This window comes from Methanosarcina siciliae T4/M, assembly GCF_000970085.1.
Lineage (GTDB): Archaea > Halobacteriota > Methanosarcinia > Methanosarcinales > Methanosarcinaceae > Methanosarcina > Methanosarcina siciliae.
The window spans coordinates 2,179,551-2,195,917 of sequence record NZ_CP009506.1 but is presented as its reverse complement, the minus strand read 5'-3'; the positions used below and the strand labels follow the sequence as shown (position 1 = coordinate 2,195,917).

Annotated in this window: 15 protein-coding genes and 1 pseudogene; 10 read left to right on the top strand and 6 right to left on the bottom strand. The window is 41.8% G+C overall.

The features are described 5' to 3' along the window. Window positions 1–751: 751 nt before the first annotated feature. The 10 genes and pseudogenes from MSSIT_RS09320 to MSSIT_RS24700 all read left to right on the top strand — a co-directional run. Window positions 752–6,487, top strand: a complete 5,736-nt coding sequence (locus MSSIT_RS09320; protein ID WP_197080351.1) for an RHS repeat-associated core domain-containing protein — start codon at window positions 752–754, stop codon at window positions 6,485–6,487. A gap of 13 nt (window positions 6,488–6,500) precedes the next feature. Further along, window positions 6,501–6,854, top strand: a complete 354-nt coding sequence (gene imm40 / locus MSSIT_RS09315; protein WP_048171868.1) for an Imm40 family immunity protein — start codon at window positions 6,501–6,503, stop codon at window positions 6,852–6,854. A 220-nt stretch (window positions 6,855–7,074) separates the two neighbouring features. Continuing rightward, a complete protein-coding gene (locus tag MSSIT_RS23125) occupies window positions 7,075–7,224 on the top strand; it encodes a hypothetical protein (protein WP_187151904.1) in 150 nt (49 codons plus the stop codon). A gap of 21 nt (window positions 7,225–7,245) precedes the next feature. Continuing rightward, a complete protein-coding gene (locus MSSIT_RS09310) occupies window positions 7,246–7,608 on the top strand; it encodes a hypothetical protein (protein ID WP_048171865.1) in 363 nt (120 codons plus the stop codon). A 224-nt stretch (window positions 7,609–7,832) separates the two neighbouring features. Further along, a complete protein-coding gene (locus MSSIT_RS09305; protein ID WP_197080350.1) occupies window positions 7,833–8,543 on the top strand; it encodes a colicin D domain-containing protein in 711 nt (236 codons plus the stop codon). A gap of 5 nt (window positions 8,544–8,548) precedes the next feature. After that, on the top strand, window positions 8,549–9,211 hold the full coding sequence (locus tag MSSIT_RS09300; protein WP_048171862.1) for an Imm64 family immunity protein: 663 nt from the start codon (window positions 8,549–8,551) through the stop codon (window positions 9,209–9,211). A 213-nt stretch (window positions 9,212–9,424) separates the two neighbouring features. Continuing rightward, on the top strand, window positions 9,425–10,501 hold the full coding sequence (locus tag MSSIT_RS21210; RefSeq protein WP_052721587.1) for an RHS repeat-associated core domain-containing protein: 1,077 nt from the start codon (window positions 9,425–9,427) through the stop codon (window positions 10,499–10,501). A gap of 4 nt (window positions 10,502–10,505) precedes the next feature. Next, window positions 10,506–10,868 (top strand): hypothetical protein, encoded by a 363-nt coding sequence (locus MSSIT_RS09290; RefSeq protein WP_048171860.1) that lies wholly within the window; start codon window positions 10,506–10,508, stop codon window positions 10,866–10,868. Window positions 10,869–11,022: 154 nt separating this feature from the next. Next, a complete protein-coding gene (locus tag MSSIT_RS09285) occupies window positions 11,023–11,403 on the top strand; it encodes an RHS repeat-associated core domain-containing protein (protein WP_156158830.1) in 381 nt (126 codons plus the stop codon). Between the two features lie 152 nt (window positions 11,404–11,555). Next, a pseudogene (locus MSSIT_RS24700) lies at window positions 11,556–12,232 on the top strand (IS1-like element ISMac25 family transposase); the annotation flags it as partial. Between the two features lie 51 nt (window positions 12,233–12,283). Here the strand turns inward: MSSIT_RS24700 and MSSIT_RS09270 are convergent. The 6 genes from MSSIT_RS09270 to rpl7ae form a co-directional block, all read right to left on the bottom strand. Continuing rightward, entirely contained in the window at window positions 12,284–12,694 is a 411-nt protein-coding gene (locus tag MSSIT_RS09270; protein ID WP_048171854.1) for a 30S ribosomal protein S6e, read from the bottom strand. A 155-nt stretch (window positions 12,695–12,849) separates the two neighbouring features. After that, a complete protein-coding gene (gene infB, locus MSSIT_RS09265) occupies window positions 12,850–14,625 on the bottom strand; it encodes a translation initiation factor IF-2 (RefSeq protein ID WP_048171852.1) in 1,776 nt (591 codons plus the stop codon). Between the two features lie 139 nt (window positions 14,626–14,764). After that, window positions 14,765–15,214: a nucleoside-diphosphate kinase gene (gene ndk, locus MSSIT_RS09260; RefSeq protein WP_048171850.1), complete on the bottom strand. Its 450-nt coding sequence runs from the start codon at window positions 15,212–15,214 to the stop codon at window positions 14,765–14,767. Window positions 15,215–15,250: 36 nt separating this feature from the next. Beyond that, on the bottom strand, window positions 15,251–15,439 hold the full coding sequence (locus tag MSSIT_RS09255; protein WP_011034383.1) for a 50S ribosomal protein L24e: 189 nt from the start codon (window positions 15,437–15,439) through the stop codon (window positions 15,251–15,253). 21 nt (window positions 15,440–15,460) lie between these two features. After that, the gene (locus MSSIT_RS09250) at window positions 15,461–15,682 is read right to left on the bottom strand and encodes a 30S ribosomal protein S28e (RefSeq protein ID WP_011034384.1); all 222 of its coding nucleotides are present in this window, start codon (window positions 15,680–15,682) and stop codon (window positions 15,461–15,463) included. Window positions 15,683–15,706: 24 nt separating this feature from the next. Further along, window positions 15,707–16,069 carry a 50S ribosomal protein L7Ae gene (rpl7ae, locus tag MSSIT_RS09245; protein WP_048171848.1) on the bottom strand — a complete coding sequence of 121 codons (363 nt, stop codon included), beginning with the start codon at window positions 16,067–16,069 and terminating at the stop codon, window positions 15,707–15,709. Between the last annotated feature and the right edge of the window lie 298 nt (window positions 16,070–16,367).

Genomic DNA, 16,367 nt, shown 5'->3' with positions numbered 1-16,367 from the left:
CTTAAAGATAGATAAAACCAACCCCAAAATTCAGTCTCAATCTAAAAAATTACTGTTTTGTTTTTGACTGTCCAGGGTTATTCAAGACTGATGCGTTGGTTTCTGGTTCATACATCCGCAAAAGCCCGAAAAGGGAAATTATTCACCGGGAAGGTCGAAAGATCAAATTAAGAACTGTAAATCTGCTTCTCCCCTTCAAATAACCGATGCCACGAACGTACAAACTCATACTATGGTAAAAATCAGTAACAAAAACTAAAGAATTTATTTTTGCAAGTGGTCGTCCATTCCCATATTTTGAGAAACCAACGTTTTTGAAAGTAAGTCTCGTCTTAAAAAGCTAAAAATTTTCAGTTTTAGATACCATAAATATAACAAAATATACATAGTAAAAAAATATTTATTAAACAAATTAAATAAATAATTTATAGTAATTAAATATTAAGCATGAAAAATAACTAATTTTCAGATTTATAGGTTAAAAACAAAGTATCAACTAATCAAACGATATTCAAACGATATTAATTTTTTCTGATAGTCTAATTTAATGCGCGTTAATTTTTTATATAAGTTTGTAGTTTTTATCGAGGGGTTTTATTTTTAAAAATGAATATCTTCGATTTACTTTATTTGTATGTTGAAAACATACCCGGGTACATCGAAAAACATAGTTAGATAAAAAATAAAATAAGAGATGTTCTCCATGATACGACGTGTTCCGATCCATACCAAAAGACTGTTTTCAATTTTAATGATTATTATATTGCTCACACCGAATGTATATTGTCTTGAAAACACAGAGGCAAGCCAGGACATAAGTCCTGAGAGTTCACAAGTTGACTCTGATTCCCACGAGGAAAATAATGAAAACACAATAGAATCTGAGGAAGAAACTAGTGAAACAATTTCCGATCCTGATAGTGAAAGCGTGGACGAGGATACGGAAACTGTTTCTGCAGATACTATATCAACTGCAACTAAAGCTTCCGGAGATGAGGCGCCTTTAAAGGATGCCAAAGCATATCTTAGTCCTAACCTGGAAAATGAGAACAATTACTTTGACACAAGCCTGTTTACAGGTTCTTTTGTCTATTCTTATCCGATTGAAACTTTAAAAGGAAGAGCCGGATTAGAACCGGAGGTTTCTCTAACCTATTCCAGTGCCACAGGCTCAAAAGGAACATACGGTTCACTTGGAATGGGCTGGTCATTGAATGAGAACTGCATTATCAGGGATACAAGGTACACTCCTGAAAACACAAATGACGATAGATTTATTCTCGTTTTGGACGGTTCAACTTACAAACTCGTTTATGTGGAAGAGGATGATTCATATCATACCGAAACTGAAAGCTTTATGAAAATTGAAAAAAGTACAACCAGCAGCAATTCTTTTGGAGACTACTGGATCCTCAACATACCGGACGGGACAAAATATCGTTTTGGTTATAACACTGATTCCGAACAAAGAAACTCCGTTGCCTCAAGAAATTATGTCAGTAAATGGTGGCTCGATCTTGTAGAGGATGTTAATGGCAACCAGATTAAATATACGTATCTTGAAAATCCGGTAAGTGGAGAAGTAGGAAGCACATATCTTGACAGCATAACCTACAACGACAATCATGCAGTTATTGATTTTGAGTTCACGGAAAAACCACGTGTTTTCACTATTTACGAATATAGCAACAAAATCATCGAAAAAAACTTGATCTCCAGTATTACTGTCCGTAACGATGAAACCGTTCTCTGGAAATATGATCTTGATTACGAAACCCAACAGTTAAAATTACACCTGAAATCCATTACAAAAACAGGATTAAACAATGAAGAATTCCAACCTACTGTTTTTGAATATGACTCCCTTACCGGAGGATGGCAAGAAAGTGATTCCTGGATATCACCTGCCTGTTTGTCAGGAAGAGACAAGGGGATACGATTTGTAGATGTCAATGGCGACGGATTGGAAGACCTCGTTCAAGGTTATAAAGATGATCTTAGTCGAATCAGGTGTTCAACCTGGATAAACACCGGAGACGGTTGGGAACTGAATAGTTCCTGGGAACCGCCAACATATTTCAGAGATTATACGCACGATACGGGTGCACGCCTTGCGGATGTCAATGGAGACGGATTGGTTGATATTATCCAGCATGGGACTGACATTTCTTCTGCCTGGTTGAATACCGGCGTCGGATGGGAACAAAATAACTCGTGGATACCTCCACTGCGTTTTGGCTGGTTAAAAGATTATGGTGTAAGAGTTTTAGATGTCAACGGAGACGGACTAGTTGACATAATTAAGGGTTACAAAAGTGGTAGTAGATTGTACTATGATGCTTATCTCAATACCGGTGCAGGCTGGATACAGGATAATTCATGGAACCCGCCTACTTACTTCACATACGAGAGTCTTGATAAAGGAGTACAACTCGCTGACCTTAATGGAGACGGACTTGTCGATATCGCTAAACTAGATTCTGCATGGTTAAACACCGGAAGTGGATGGGAACAGGATAATTCCTGGGCGTCTCCAGTATCTCTCAGATCCGATCGGGGTGTAGGTTTAGTGGATGTCAACGGAGACGGTTTGGCTGACATTCTTCAGAGTTATTATAATGATGTCGGGTACACTTACGATGCCTGGATAAACACTGGCAATGGCTGGGAAAGGGATAACTCATGGAATTCTCCTGTATTGTTCGCAAGCTACGGCAAAGGCCAGGGAGTGCGCTTTGCAGATTTGAACGGGGACGGGCTGACAGATATTGTCAAAGCAGGTTATGGTGATTACTATACCTGGATAAACACTAACACTGAGAGCACGGAAAATTACAAAACTCCAGGTCTGCTCAAAAAAATACAGCACCCAACCGGTGGAAGCACGGCCATAAAATATGAACCTTCTACGCTCTTCGATAACACCGGGGAAGACAGCGTTTCGGATTTGGCCATGAGTATGTGGGTCACAAGCAGTGTGACAAGGGATAATGGAATTACAGGCACGGGAAGCGTCGTTTCAACAACCGATTACACTTATAAAAACGGAATGCAGTACTTCGACCCACCGGAAGAAATCGAATTCAGAGGATTTGGCGAGGTCACCGTTGAAAACGAATATTCGATAGTAAAGCACTTTTTCCACCAGGACAACGTCCTCAAGGGCATCGAACATCATACTGAAGTCCGGGACAAAAACGGAAACCTTTACAGTTCCCTGAACATGGAATATACTGCTCAGGAAATATACCCTGATGTCAACCTGATTTTGCTGGACTCGGAGTCCAAAACACAGTTTGACGGGCTTGTACAGAACCCGTCCAGTTCAGCCGGCTGGTCCTCTTTCATTGAATATAACGAGTATGACGATTACGGGAACCCGCTTTCCATAACAGATTACGGGGACGTGGATACTACCGGAGATGGAAAATATTACCATTTTGGATATGCCAATGCAGTAAATCCGTGGATCCTCGGGAAAAAAACTCATGAATGGGTGGAAGACTCCGATCATGTAAAGAAGAGCGAATCATGGTACTATTATGACGAAACAAATGACAACAGTGCCATCAGCAAAGGGCAGCTCACTAAAACAGTATCATGGAACAATATGGGAGATAATCCCAATGTTCTGTACGATTATGATGCATATGGAAACATAATACGGATTACGAACCCGGAAGGGGTTTCAAAGGACATAGAGTATGATGCAAACCATTTATACCCCGTTTCCATTGAAAACGTCCTGGGTCAAAAAGAGTGTTACGAATTCAACGACCTTGGCAGGATCACAAAAATAACAGACAGCAATAGTGTCTCTACCGAATATACCTATGACAACCTGCACAGGATAACAAAGGTGATAAAACCTTACGATAGCTTGAGTTCGCCGTCTACAGAATACATATATTATCTGGATGGTGCAGCGCCCGAAATGATTTCAACCAGAACAAAGGATAGTAGTGGAGAGAATACTTATTCCACGTTCGACTCCACCGACTCATACGACGGCTTCGGTCAACTGATCCAGAAAAAGTATGAAGGGGAAGATGGCTGGATTATCCAGAACACCGCATATAACGAACTGGGCCTTGTAGAAAGTGCCGAAGTCCCGCATTATTCGGACCAAACCGGCTTATCCGTAACCTACGAGTACGATGCAACCGGACGGCCAACGGTTATCACCAATACTGACGGCACTACCCTGACATACGATTACAACCTTGACGACACCACGATTACCAACCAGAACGGCGTTGACAAAACACTAACAAGTGATGTTTTCGGAAATATTGTCAAGGTATATGAGTTTAACGAAGGCGAAACTTACGTTACATCCTACAGTTACGATGCCCTGAATAATCTCATCGAGATTACGCCGGGCTTCAATGACCCTCAGGCTCCGCCCAGTGTTTATTTCACCTACGATTCCCTCGGCAGGAAAGTGGCAATGGACGACTCTGACATGGGCAGCTGGACCTATGAATACGACCTGAACGGAAACCTGATAAACCAGACCGATTCACGGGGAGTTTCGACAATCCTCAGTTATGATGACCTGGACAGGGTTACTGCAATAGATTACCCTAACGATGAGGACATCAGTTTCACCTACGACCTTGAATTTAACGGTACGCTTTCCCGGGTAACAAAAGGACCCGCATCATCAAGTTACGACTACGACCTGCGCTACAGGGTAGAAAGCGAAACCTTAACCATTGACGGTACACCCTACACCACGTCCTATGATTATGACAGCATGGACAGGGTCACAGGAATCACCTACCCGAACAGCGAAGCCGTCAGCCTGACATACAATGCGCAGACCCTTCTTGAAAGCGTTGACGGCGTGATTGACGACCTTGACTACAACGCAAGGAACCAGATCACAAGAAAGGAATATTCCAACGGCGTAATCACAACCTACACCTACGACAGTCAAAAACTGCTGCTGGACAGAATCTATTCCGCAGGCCTCCAGGACCTCAACTACGATTTCGACAACGTAGGCAATGTCCTCGAGATCGCGGACAACACCCAAAATACCGTAAAAACCTACGGATACGACGACCTTGACAGGCTTGTCAGCGCATATATGTCATCCAATGGCACGCGGATCTACCAGAGAGACTTCGTCTATGACCGGTATGGACGTATCGAGTTTGTCGGAACTTCCTCCGGTGATGAAATCCCAGGTCTTGTCGGGACCTCCTATAATGAGATGCCCAGTCATGGGATGGCTCCTTATGAATACGCTCAGACACCGTTCCATGCTCCTGCTACTTATGTTGCAAACAATCTCGTTTACGACGCAAACGGAAACCTGGTAGACGATGAGGATTTCATCTACGTCTACAACGATGCCAACCAGTTAAGTGAGGTCCGTTACTCCGCTAACAATTCCCTCGTGGAAAAGTACTGGTACGATGCAAACGGCCAGAGAATCAAGAAACAGAATTCCGATGGAGAATTCACCTATTACATCAACAAGTTCTACGAAATCGATAATGGCATTGCCACCAGCTATTTCTTCCGCGATGACGAACGCGTAGCCAAAGAAACATCCGAAAGCATGGAGTGGTACCTCTCCGACCATATAGGTAGCACTTCCCTGATGGTTGATGAAACCGGGCTTGAGGTAGAACGCACCGATTACTTCCCATACGGACAGGTAAGGTCAGGCGGGCTGGAGAAATACGGGTTTACAGGGCAGGAAAATGATGCTGATACAGGGCTGATGTACTACGGTGCGAGGTATTATTCGCCTGGGTACAGGGTTTTCGTTCAGCCGGATACAATGCTTCCCGATCCTTATAATCCGCAGGCGTTGAACAGGTATTCTTATGCGCTGAATAATCCGGTGAAGTATACTGATCCAAGCGGACATTATGTTGAGACCGCCATTGATTTAGCTTTCCTTGCAATGGACATTAACGATATCCGCACCGGGAATGCTGATAAATGGACATACATAGGTCTCGCTACTGATGTTGTATGTGCTGCTCTGCCGGGTGTTACAGGCGGAAGGCTTGGGGTTCAGGCTCTGGAGGAAACAGTTACTCATGCGGACAACGTTGGGGACTTGTTCAAGCTGCTGGATAAGACAGCGGATTCTGTAGATACTGTTGTTAATGGTGAGAAGAAAGCAGAGAAGGGATTTAAAGTTGCCAATAATTTCATCAAACTATCAGATGATGTTTCCATAAAGCCAATGGAAGGGCTGGAGAAAAATCCTTTAGAAAACCTGGAATATACTAAGAAGGTTATGAAACAGATGGAAAAAGGAGATTATCATAATTTCCCAACTGAGGTAGACAAATATGGAAATTATGGGAAGGTAGGAAGATTAAAAGGCGGAGATGGGGTATTAAGAACTAAAGTGAGTATTGAAGGAACTTATGATGGAAAAAATGGTGTGTTCGAGTATATTATAGAACCTGATGGAACAACGTGTAATCACAGGCTTTTTAAGCCTTATAAAAACTAACAGGAGTAAAAAAATGAACAGAAAATACGGATTTCCATCTTATTTCCCAGAAATTCTTCTAGAAAAAGCTGTAGATTTAAAAGAAATTGGGATTTACAACTATGCATGGAAATCAGATGAATCAATCGCCACCGTTGAGTTTCTGGCAAACAATGGTTTCATTATTTTGGGAGGTGATGTTTTTTCATTAAACAATGAAGTTATTGAAAGCACGGGTGATAGTTGGTATTTTGAAAGCGAAAATATTAGAGAAAAAGCAACAATTGATGAAAGTAAAGAACAAGCTGTTTCCTACATAGAAAAATATGCAAAAAAAAATACTGATGAAGAGTATATATATTCCATTGTTTTCGAAGCTTCAAAATAAAGTGGAAAATAATGTAAAGTCAGGTACTCTGATCCTTATATAATCACGGATAAAAATTACACCTGCAGAATCTGAATGGTTATAATGTGCTATATTAAATCAATAAATTTTATGAAACCGACAATCATAGCCATCAGTTATTTCTTTCTCAGCAATAAGTGCATGTTTTCTACGATCAAAAATGGAGAAACTATTCGAGTAAAATGAATGGGTGAGAACTGTGGCACAAGCATTTAACAAGTTTGCAAAAAAGTACGTCGGAGATATAATGGAGGAAGAAGGTTTTGTTCCATACAAAACCACTGATTTTATTCGATTGACGGAGGATAATAAACTGCTCCAGTATATTGGTTTTCCAAGTGGAAAATAAGGTGGCTATCGAATTTTAGATATGGGATATCTTCCACTTTTTAAACCTCACATAAGGGAGGACATTGCATCTGAAATTGCAGGGGGAATGCACGATAAAGCTCCCTGTGGGTGGAGCCTTTTAAGTTGGAAATTCCCTAAAGGAGATAAAGAAACAACAGAGCAATCTATGCTGGGAATAAGGGATGTGATTCTTAAATACTCCATCCCTTATTTAAAGAAGTATTCTACTTTCAGCAGTGTTTTGCAAATGCTTGAAGAAGATAATCCTGATGTTGTGCCACCTCTTTATCGTGCTCTTTGCAAAGGGAAGGCGCATTATAAAGGATACTTTGCTCTTGGAGCAGGAGATTATTCTAAAGCTGAGAACTATTTCAAAGAATAATACTCTTTGTTTGGACCAGAAGATAGGAGCAATGAAATTTCAAGAGCAATCATGGAAGAACTAGAAGAAATTTGAGGTGCTGTTCATGATCCTGAAGAGATTGAGAGAGTAATGGAAAAGAATAGACAAAATACTATTAACATATTGAGTTTAAGGAAATATACTGATATTGATTGAATAACAATAATTCAGTCAATTTCATCTTCTTTTTTCAGCCGGATACGATGCTTCCTGATCCGTATAATCCGCAGGCTCTGAACAGGTATTCTTATGTGCTGAATAATCCGGTGAAGTATACTGATCCGAGCGGGCACTATGTTGAGACTGCCATTGATGTAGCGTTCCTTGCAATGGACATTAACGATATTCGTACCGGGAATGCTGATAAATGGACATACATAGGTCTTGCTACTGATGTTGTATGTGCTCTGGCGCCGGGTGTTACAGGCGGAAGGCTTGGAGTTCAGGCTCTAGAGGAAACGGTTACTCATGTGGATAACGTTGAGGATTTGTTTAAGCTACTGGATAAGACAGTGGATGCAGAGAAGAAAGTTGACGATGTGATAGATTCTGGAAAAGTTGCTAAAAATAGTAACCAAATTTACAACGTTATCAAAAGAACGGACTTACCTAATACAAAAATCACAAGTTCGAAATTACAACATGAATGGAAACATGCAAGTGATTTCGGAATAAAAGGTAATTGGAATAAAGCTAATGGAGATCTATATGAAAAAGCTATTCAGAATCATATAATAACTGCACCTGAAGTTTATAAATCGACTTATAGACAAAATCAAGATGTTTATGTTTATTTGAATAAGGAGACAGGAGTGGGAGTATATACAGATCTTTCTGGGAACTATATTGGAGGCTGGAAATTCAGTCGGGAACAGATTAAGTATCATACAACTAATGGACTTAAAATAGAGTGATTTCTATGGGTAGTTACATCTCAATTGGTCTTACTTATGGAATAGTACAAAGATTTGCAAATCTTGTGTATGATGATATTACTAATAATAAAATAGAGAAGGAATTAAAAAAATTAATTGAATATTTTTTGGATTTTGATGGGATCATCAAAAATATCAAATATAGTGAAGATTTGGAGGGAGAACACTGGAAAGAAGTAAACTCTCCATCTCCTTTTTTCCCACGTGATTGCTATAAAAGTTTTTCAAGAGGATTTTATGGAGAAGTTGCAGTTCATGCTGACATACTAAAAAGTGGAGGCGTTGATCTTATAATGAGGCTCGAAAAACAATTTGAGTTTTTTGGCTTTCTGTTGGATATAAAAGAAGAAGATCTGTTGGAAACTCACTCAAAGGAAGAAATAGGATACATGACGGAAGAGTTAATTGACACAATGATGAGCATATATAAGTATTCAAAGTATGACTACACATTTTGTGATCAGGAAGCGGAATTTAAGTATTCTTTATCAAGCCTAAAAAAATTGAAAGAAGATGTCTATTCAATAGTCATCATTCCAGACTCGGACAACAATTCATTTACTGTCATCAAGAGCGATTGGAATATTGATGGTCTAACTGGCAGGGAAAAATATGGAAAAGAGATAAGATTCCCTCAAAATGTCTGAAGTATTTATTTTTGGTATCTATTCAGCCGAGACAGAACAATACTCTCCTCTTATGGCTACTCTGCGACCCCGTCCCACGCACCTGTTACCTACAACGGAAACACCCTCGACTATGATGCAAACGGAAACCTGGTCGACGATGAGGATTTTATCTACGTCTACAACGATGCCAACCAGTTAAGCGAGGTCCGTTACTCTGGCAATAATTCCCTTGTGGAAAAGTACTGGTACGATGCAAGCGGCCAGAGAATCAAGAAACAGAATTCCGATGGAGAATTCACCTATTACATCAACAAGTTCTACGAAATCGATAACGGCATCTCTACCAGCTACTTCTTCCGCGATGATGAACGCGTAGCCAAAGAAACATCCGAAAGTATGGAGTGGTACCTCTCCGATCACATAGGCAGCACTTCCCTGATGGTTGACGAGAATGGGCTTGAGGTCGAACGCACCGATTACTTCCCATACGGACAGGTAAGGTCAGGCGAGCTGGAGAAATACGGGTTTACAGGTCAGGAAAATGATGCTGATACAGGGCTGATGTACTACGGTGCAAGATATTATTCGCCTGAGTACAGGGTTTTCGTTCAGCCGGATACGATGCTTCCTGATCCGTATAATCCGCAGGCGTTGAACAGGTATTCTTATGTGCTGAATAATCCGGTAAAGTATACTGATCCAAGCGGGCACTATGTTGAGACTGCCATTGATGTAGCATTCCTTGCAATGGACATCAATGATATTCGTACCGGGAATGCTGATAAATGGACATACATAGGTCTCGCTACTGATGTTGTATGTGCTGCTCTGCCTGTTGCTACAGGTGGAAGGCTTGGGGTTCAGGCTCTGGAGGAAACGGTTACTCACGCGGATAATGTTGGGGACTTGTTCAAGCTGCTGGATAAGACGGCGGATGCAGAGAAGAAAGTGGATAATGTAATTGATTCTGGAAAAATTGTGAACAAAATTGATAAACGAATGCTGAACAAGTGGTCAGCACAGAGCTCTAAAACAGTTGAAGATAGTTTATATTATCATTATGACAAACATGTATTGAGTAGAAATATCGATATGAGTATAGAAGAATATACGACTAATGCAGAAAATTTATTTAAACAATATGAGAAAAATAATTTGCCAGGAAATACAAAAATAACAAAGACTGGGTTAAGTGATGGGACTACAGGTATAAAAATAGTAGTTGGACCTAAGAGTAACAATGAAATGGGTATCTTTACAAAAGATGGTAAAATAGTCTCATATCATCCGAAAAATCCTAAGAGGTGAGGGTATGGAAAAGTTAGAGGAAATAATAGATGTGTTGGATCAAATGAAAAATATAATTCGATTTGTACATCTAGGAGACATTCCAGAAAACGATCTTGAGATTGATCTTTGGGCTGAGTTGGACCTAGCATCAGCTGATGTATATGGAATTCTTACAAGGTATAGTGATGTAGAGTCTTCAAGAAAAGTGAAAAGGGAGGAAATTGATTTTTTAGTTTCAGTGAGGCTAAAAAATCTCAACGACTTAAGCGCAAAAATAAACCTTGAAGACTATCCACATATGGAAATAAATTTTTTAATCATATCTTATACCATCAAAATATTAGAGAGATATTACAAGTTAATTAATGAAGGCAATATCAATTGAGAGAATAATTATCTGTAATATATAAAAAATTTAAGAGCAAATCAGGGAGTATTTTATTTTCCCTGATGATTCTTAATTTTTCAAATCGTACACTCTACATTTGACCTTGGCAAATCATATTGCATTTTAGCTTAGAAATACTACTTCTTCTTTTTTGATTATCTCTTATTTTCAGCCGGATACGATACTTCCCGACCCATATAATCCGCAGGCTTTGAACAGGTATTCTTATGCGCTGAATAATCCGGTGAAGTATACTGATCCGAGCGGACATTATGTTGAGACTGCCATTGATTTAGCTTTCCTTGCAATGGATATTAATGATATCCGTACCGGGAACGCTGATAAGTGGACATACATAGGTCTCGCTACTGATGTTGTATGCGCTCTGGCGCCGGGTGTTACAGGTGGAAGGCTTGCAGTTACAGCGGTGGAGGAAACGGTTACTCATGCGGATAACGTTGGAGATTTGTTCAAGCTGCTGGATAAGACGGCAGATGGAAAAAAGTATCTCAAGGATGGAACTCTTATTTAAAACGGACATCTTGCAGGAACAAAACATCCAAATACCGGTGTTCTTTTTGATAGTGAAGGTTTTCCAGTCTTTGATTCAGCATTTAATACAAAAATTGGTGGCCCATTTGTATTTTGTTGACATTATATAATATTAGAGATATACATAATTCCATGGGAAAACGAGGTTCAAAACCACAGTTCACTAAGATTACTTGTCCAAATGAACAGTGTGATCTCTATGGGCTTAAAGGTCAAGATAATGTTATTGGTAATGGAACATATGAAAGCAGAGGCGTGAAAACTCGGAAATACAAATGTAAGCATTGCGGCAGAGTTTTTAATGACCATACCGGTTCTTATTTTTCCAATCTTCGCAAGAATGAAAAAACAATCCTTTTAGCTCTAAAAATAGCTATGGAAGGAATGAGTATCGAAGCTATTGCCGAAGTTTTAGAGATACAATCTGCTACTGTCACTCGTTGGTTAGCTCTTGCAGCTGAACAATGCGATAAAGTAAATGATAATTTGATGAAGAACCTTGATGTAACAAAGATAGAAATGGACGAACTATGGGGTTATAGTCAAAAAAAATAGTTCTACGAATGGAAAATTATGAAGATTGAGAAGAAGGTTATCTTTGGGAATGACATTGAACAAAGACAGATATCAACAAGTTTACTTGAAAGACAGAACCTAACTTTCAGGCAAGACAACAACAGGGTTTCAAGGAAAACAATCGGTTTTTCAAAAGTAGCAAGATGGTTAGAGTACCAAATGAACCTTGTACGTATTTTAACTTCTGTAGAAAGCACGGGGGATTAACGTATGAAGATGAAAGAGGTGTTAAATAAAAGAGTAAAATGAGTATTTGAAATCCCGCCCGAGGGCGGAACTTGAATTTACTCTGCTGTCGGAGCTTCTTCTGCGGTTTCAAGGCCGAGAAGGGCTTTTATGGATTTGCTTCCGTATTCAACGATCTTGGCGTTGACCTGAACGATGTCAGGAGCAATTTCCTTGCCGCGCATCATCTTTCTCCTGCGCTGGCCGGGGAGTTTTGGAGTATATCCTACGCCTGTTGCGGTCAGGATCCTCTGTCTCCTGGGGCCCATGAGGTCCGGCTTCATAACGAAACCGCTGCTGTCACAGCCGCCAGTTATCTGGACTTTGTAGCCGGTGAGCCCGAAAATGGCACCATCAACAACGTCTCCGATTGATTTTCCGATCAATGCATTTGCTTCTGCGTCCTTGATGTCGATCTGGTAAGAACGCCCTTCTTTTGGGTCAGAAACTACAACTTTGAAATTTGCCATGTGAAATCCTCCAATCAGATTTATATGTAATATTTCCTTTGCCTTATCTGCCTTTTTTATCCGAAAGTTATCCGAATTTACCTGAGACTTTTTTCCGAATAATTATCTCTCGAAACCCTGCCGAATCCCTGATCTGCTGCCCTGCATCTCAGGCATTACTTTGCCCAGAAAGGATTACCTTTCCGTTTTAGGGTCAGGAAAATATCGAGAGTTTCCTTTTCATCGGTTGAAAGGGAGTCGTAGATTTCGTGCTCAAGAACCTTGGCATGCCTTTCAGGCACGTTAACATAGAGCACGTCTTCTTCTTTAATCTGCCTGCCTACGGTTGCACCTTCAATTGCCATTGCAACTTCTTTGCCTACCTTTGCAGAAGAAATATTTTCTCCTTCGGACTGCAGACCTTTGATCTTGCCCACAACGTTTCCGTTTTCAAGCATGACATCCGCATTTGTCCGCACGACTCCGCCGAGTACTCTTACCCCGACGACTGCGGGTTTGCTCTGCCGGAAAACGCATCCGGGAAGGATCTTGAACTTTCCGGGGCGAATTATCGTTTCGAAAATCTTCTTCTCAGCCAGTTCCTGCTGTTCCTTTACGTATTTCTGGTAATCTTCGACCAGGCGGTAGATCACGTCACTTGTGAACACCTTTACCGTGCTTTCCTGCAGGAAATCCCTGGCATCAGGGTGAACCTTAACATTGAAACCTATAAGCACCGAATAGAGGGGATCTTCAACTGTCGAAGCCTCAACCGCATCCCTGTGGGAAATGTCTCCCACCTCAGCTTTCCTGATAGGGACTTCATCTTTCTGGAACTCGTGGACAAGGGCTTCAAGGGAACCGAGAGTATCTGCTTTAATCATAACTCCGACTGACCCCGTATCAATCCTGACCTCATCAATCTCGGACTTTACCTGGGCTACAATCTCCTCAAGGTTTTCTTCCGTTGAAACCCTTATGGGAGAACCTGCAAGAGCACCTTCAAGGCCGGGAGCGGAGATCTTTACTCCGGCTGCGGCAGTAACTTTACTCACCTGCTTAAACTTGCTCTCGTAGCGGATTTCAGAAAGTTCCCTCGGTTTTAAAAGAGCCCTGACCTTTGTCCGGATCGGCTCTCCCAGGCTTCCGATAACAACAGTATCTCCTTTCTTTAATGTACCATCGTAGAGAATAACGTCAAGGGTTGCTCCAAGCCCTTTTTCTTCCTTTACCTCGAGGACTGTCCCGATACCCGGGTTTTTTGCACTGTACTGCAGGTTTGCCTCAAGGAACTTCTGAGCAAGGCCTAAAAGCACCATCAGGACATCAGGAATACCTTCTCCCGTAACAGCACTTGCAGGGACCACACCCAGAGTTTTCTGGAAGTTTGTGACCCGGTCATAACGTTCGGCTGCAAAGCCCTGGTTGTAGAGTTCGCCTATTACCTCGTAGAGCTTGGTTTCGAGCCGTCCCTGGACATCCGGAGACTGCTGTTTGAAAGTCGCTGCAAAAGGCATGTCCTTGTGTGAAGCCCAGCCCCCAATCCTGTCGATCTTGTTAGCAACGACAACAAAAGGAGTCTTGAACCGCTTTAAGATCTGCAGGCTTTCGTAAGTCTGGGGTTTAAAGCCTTCATTTATGTCAACAACAACAATCGCAAGATCGGCAAGGGCGCCTCCCCTGCTCCTGAGGGTTGTAAAAGCGTGGTGTCCCGGTGTATCGATAAAAAGCAGTCCCGGAACCATGAAACGGTCCCTTAACCTTGGGTCTCCGAGCTTGTTGACAATCACATCTATAGGGACTTCGGTTGCTCCTATATGCTGGGTGATAGCCCCGGCTTCCCCACTGACAATTGCAGTACCCCTTATCTTGTCAAGCAGAGTGGTCTTCCCGTGGTCGACGTGCCCCATCACGCAGACTATAGGAGTCCTGAGATTTTTCTTGTCGGTCATATACAAAACCTCTCTCATTCCCGCGTCTTATTTACTGCAGGTCCAGAAGGGTCCGGGTTTCCCCGGAAGGACCCATTTTACAGGTGCCGGATAAACGGATTCGTGCCATGGCACGAAAAAAGGCTCTGGCGTACCTGTATTACTCGTACAGACAGACCTCATCGACTCTGGAATACTTCCCGATTTCTGAGTCCTTAAAGTGAATTGCAATTTCCCTTGCTGCAGCTTCGGGAGAGTCGGAGGCGTGAACCACATTCCTTCCCACATCCAGAGCAAAGTCTCCGCGAATGGTTCCGGGAGCGGCGTCCACAGGGTTTGTAGCTCCGTTTATTGCTCTCATAACCTTAATCGCATCCTTTCCGGCAACTACCATTGATACGGAGGGACCGGAGGTAATGAACTCGATAAGGGAGGGGAAAAAGGGCCTTGCTGCGTGCTCACCGTAGTGTTCTTTTGCAGTGGCTTCGGCAATAACATTCATTCTGAGGGCTACAATCTTTAACCCTCTCTTTTCGATTCTGGAGATGACTTCTCCGACAAGTCCGCGCTGGACTCCGTCAGGTTTCACCATAACGTATGTCTGTTCCATATGCACACCTTGCTATATTTGAACTAATTCCGGCAGTTATGCTTTTTTCAACTGGATTTTGCCTTTCTCAGTCCACTCGGTGCGGCGCGGAAGCCTGCCAAGGGCGAAGTTGCTCATGCACTTGGAAGAGCACATGAAATAGGTGGAGCCATCTTTTTTGATGTAGAGTTTACCGGTACCAGGCTCCAGCATCTGTCCGCAAAAATAGCATTTCCTCTGTTCCATTTATTTTCACCGCTTATCTTTTTACCTGGTAGTCAGTTTCTTTGCTTCTCTTGACGTTTCCAGAAGCATCAGAATGTCACCGATACGGACAGGGCCAACGCAGTTCCTTGTGATTACACGACCCTTGTCTCTGCCTTCCAGAACCCTGCACTGGATCTGGCTAGCTTCACCATGCATACCTGTGTTCCCGATAACGTCAATAACTTCGGCAGCAAAGCCGCCGGTTGTGCTTTCTTCAGCCATAATCAGCACCCCATGTTATCAGGATTATTTAAGAGCTTCAAGTTTCTGAGCGATGTCCTGGACCATTTCAGCTGCTTTGCCTGCATCCACAATTGCTACGGTTGCACAGGAGACTCCAAGTCCGCTTGCTGCACCAAGTTCTTTCTGGTTCTTGATGAAGATGTAGGGAGCTTTCTTCTCTTCGGAAAGAGGGCCGATGTGAGCGACGATCTCTGTGGGCTCAATGTCTTCGGCAATCAGGACAAGCTTTGCGTTGCCTCTTTCGATTGCTTTTGTGGCTTCGTTTGTGCCCTTTTTGATCTTTCCGGTATCTCTGGCAAGTTCCAGAGCTTCAAGTGCTTTGTTTGTGAGTTCTTCAGGAACATCGAATTTAGCTAATTGTGCCATTTAGGTTTCTCCTTCGAAATTGCGGGTCTCGCAATTTTTCATCAATCATAGGTTTTTAACACATATCTGTCAACATTGAATATTCAAATTCCTAAAAAAAGAATCTGAAAAGCCTTCAATGCGGAGAGTAAATGAGTTGAAATATAGATACTGCTAGCTAAATGCTGCAGATTGCACCTTACAAGTACATGATCACCTATAAACTTTCTGCTTGAAAAGTAGAGCAACAGGAGGCGAGCTTATATAAAACCATAAAAAACGGAGTCTCTAAGAGCATCAAGAAAAGTCCGCCTCCTGA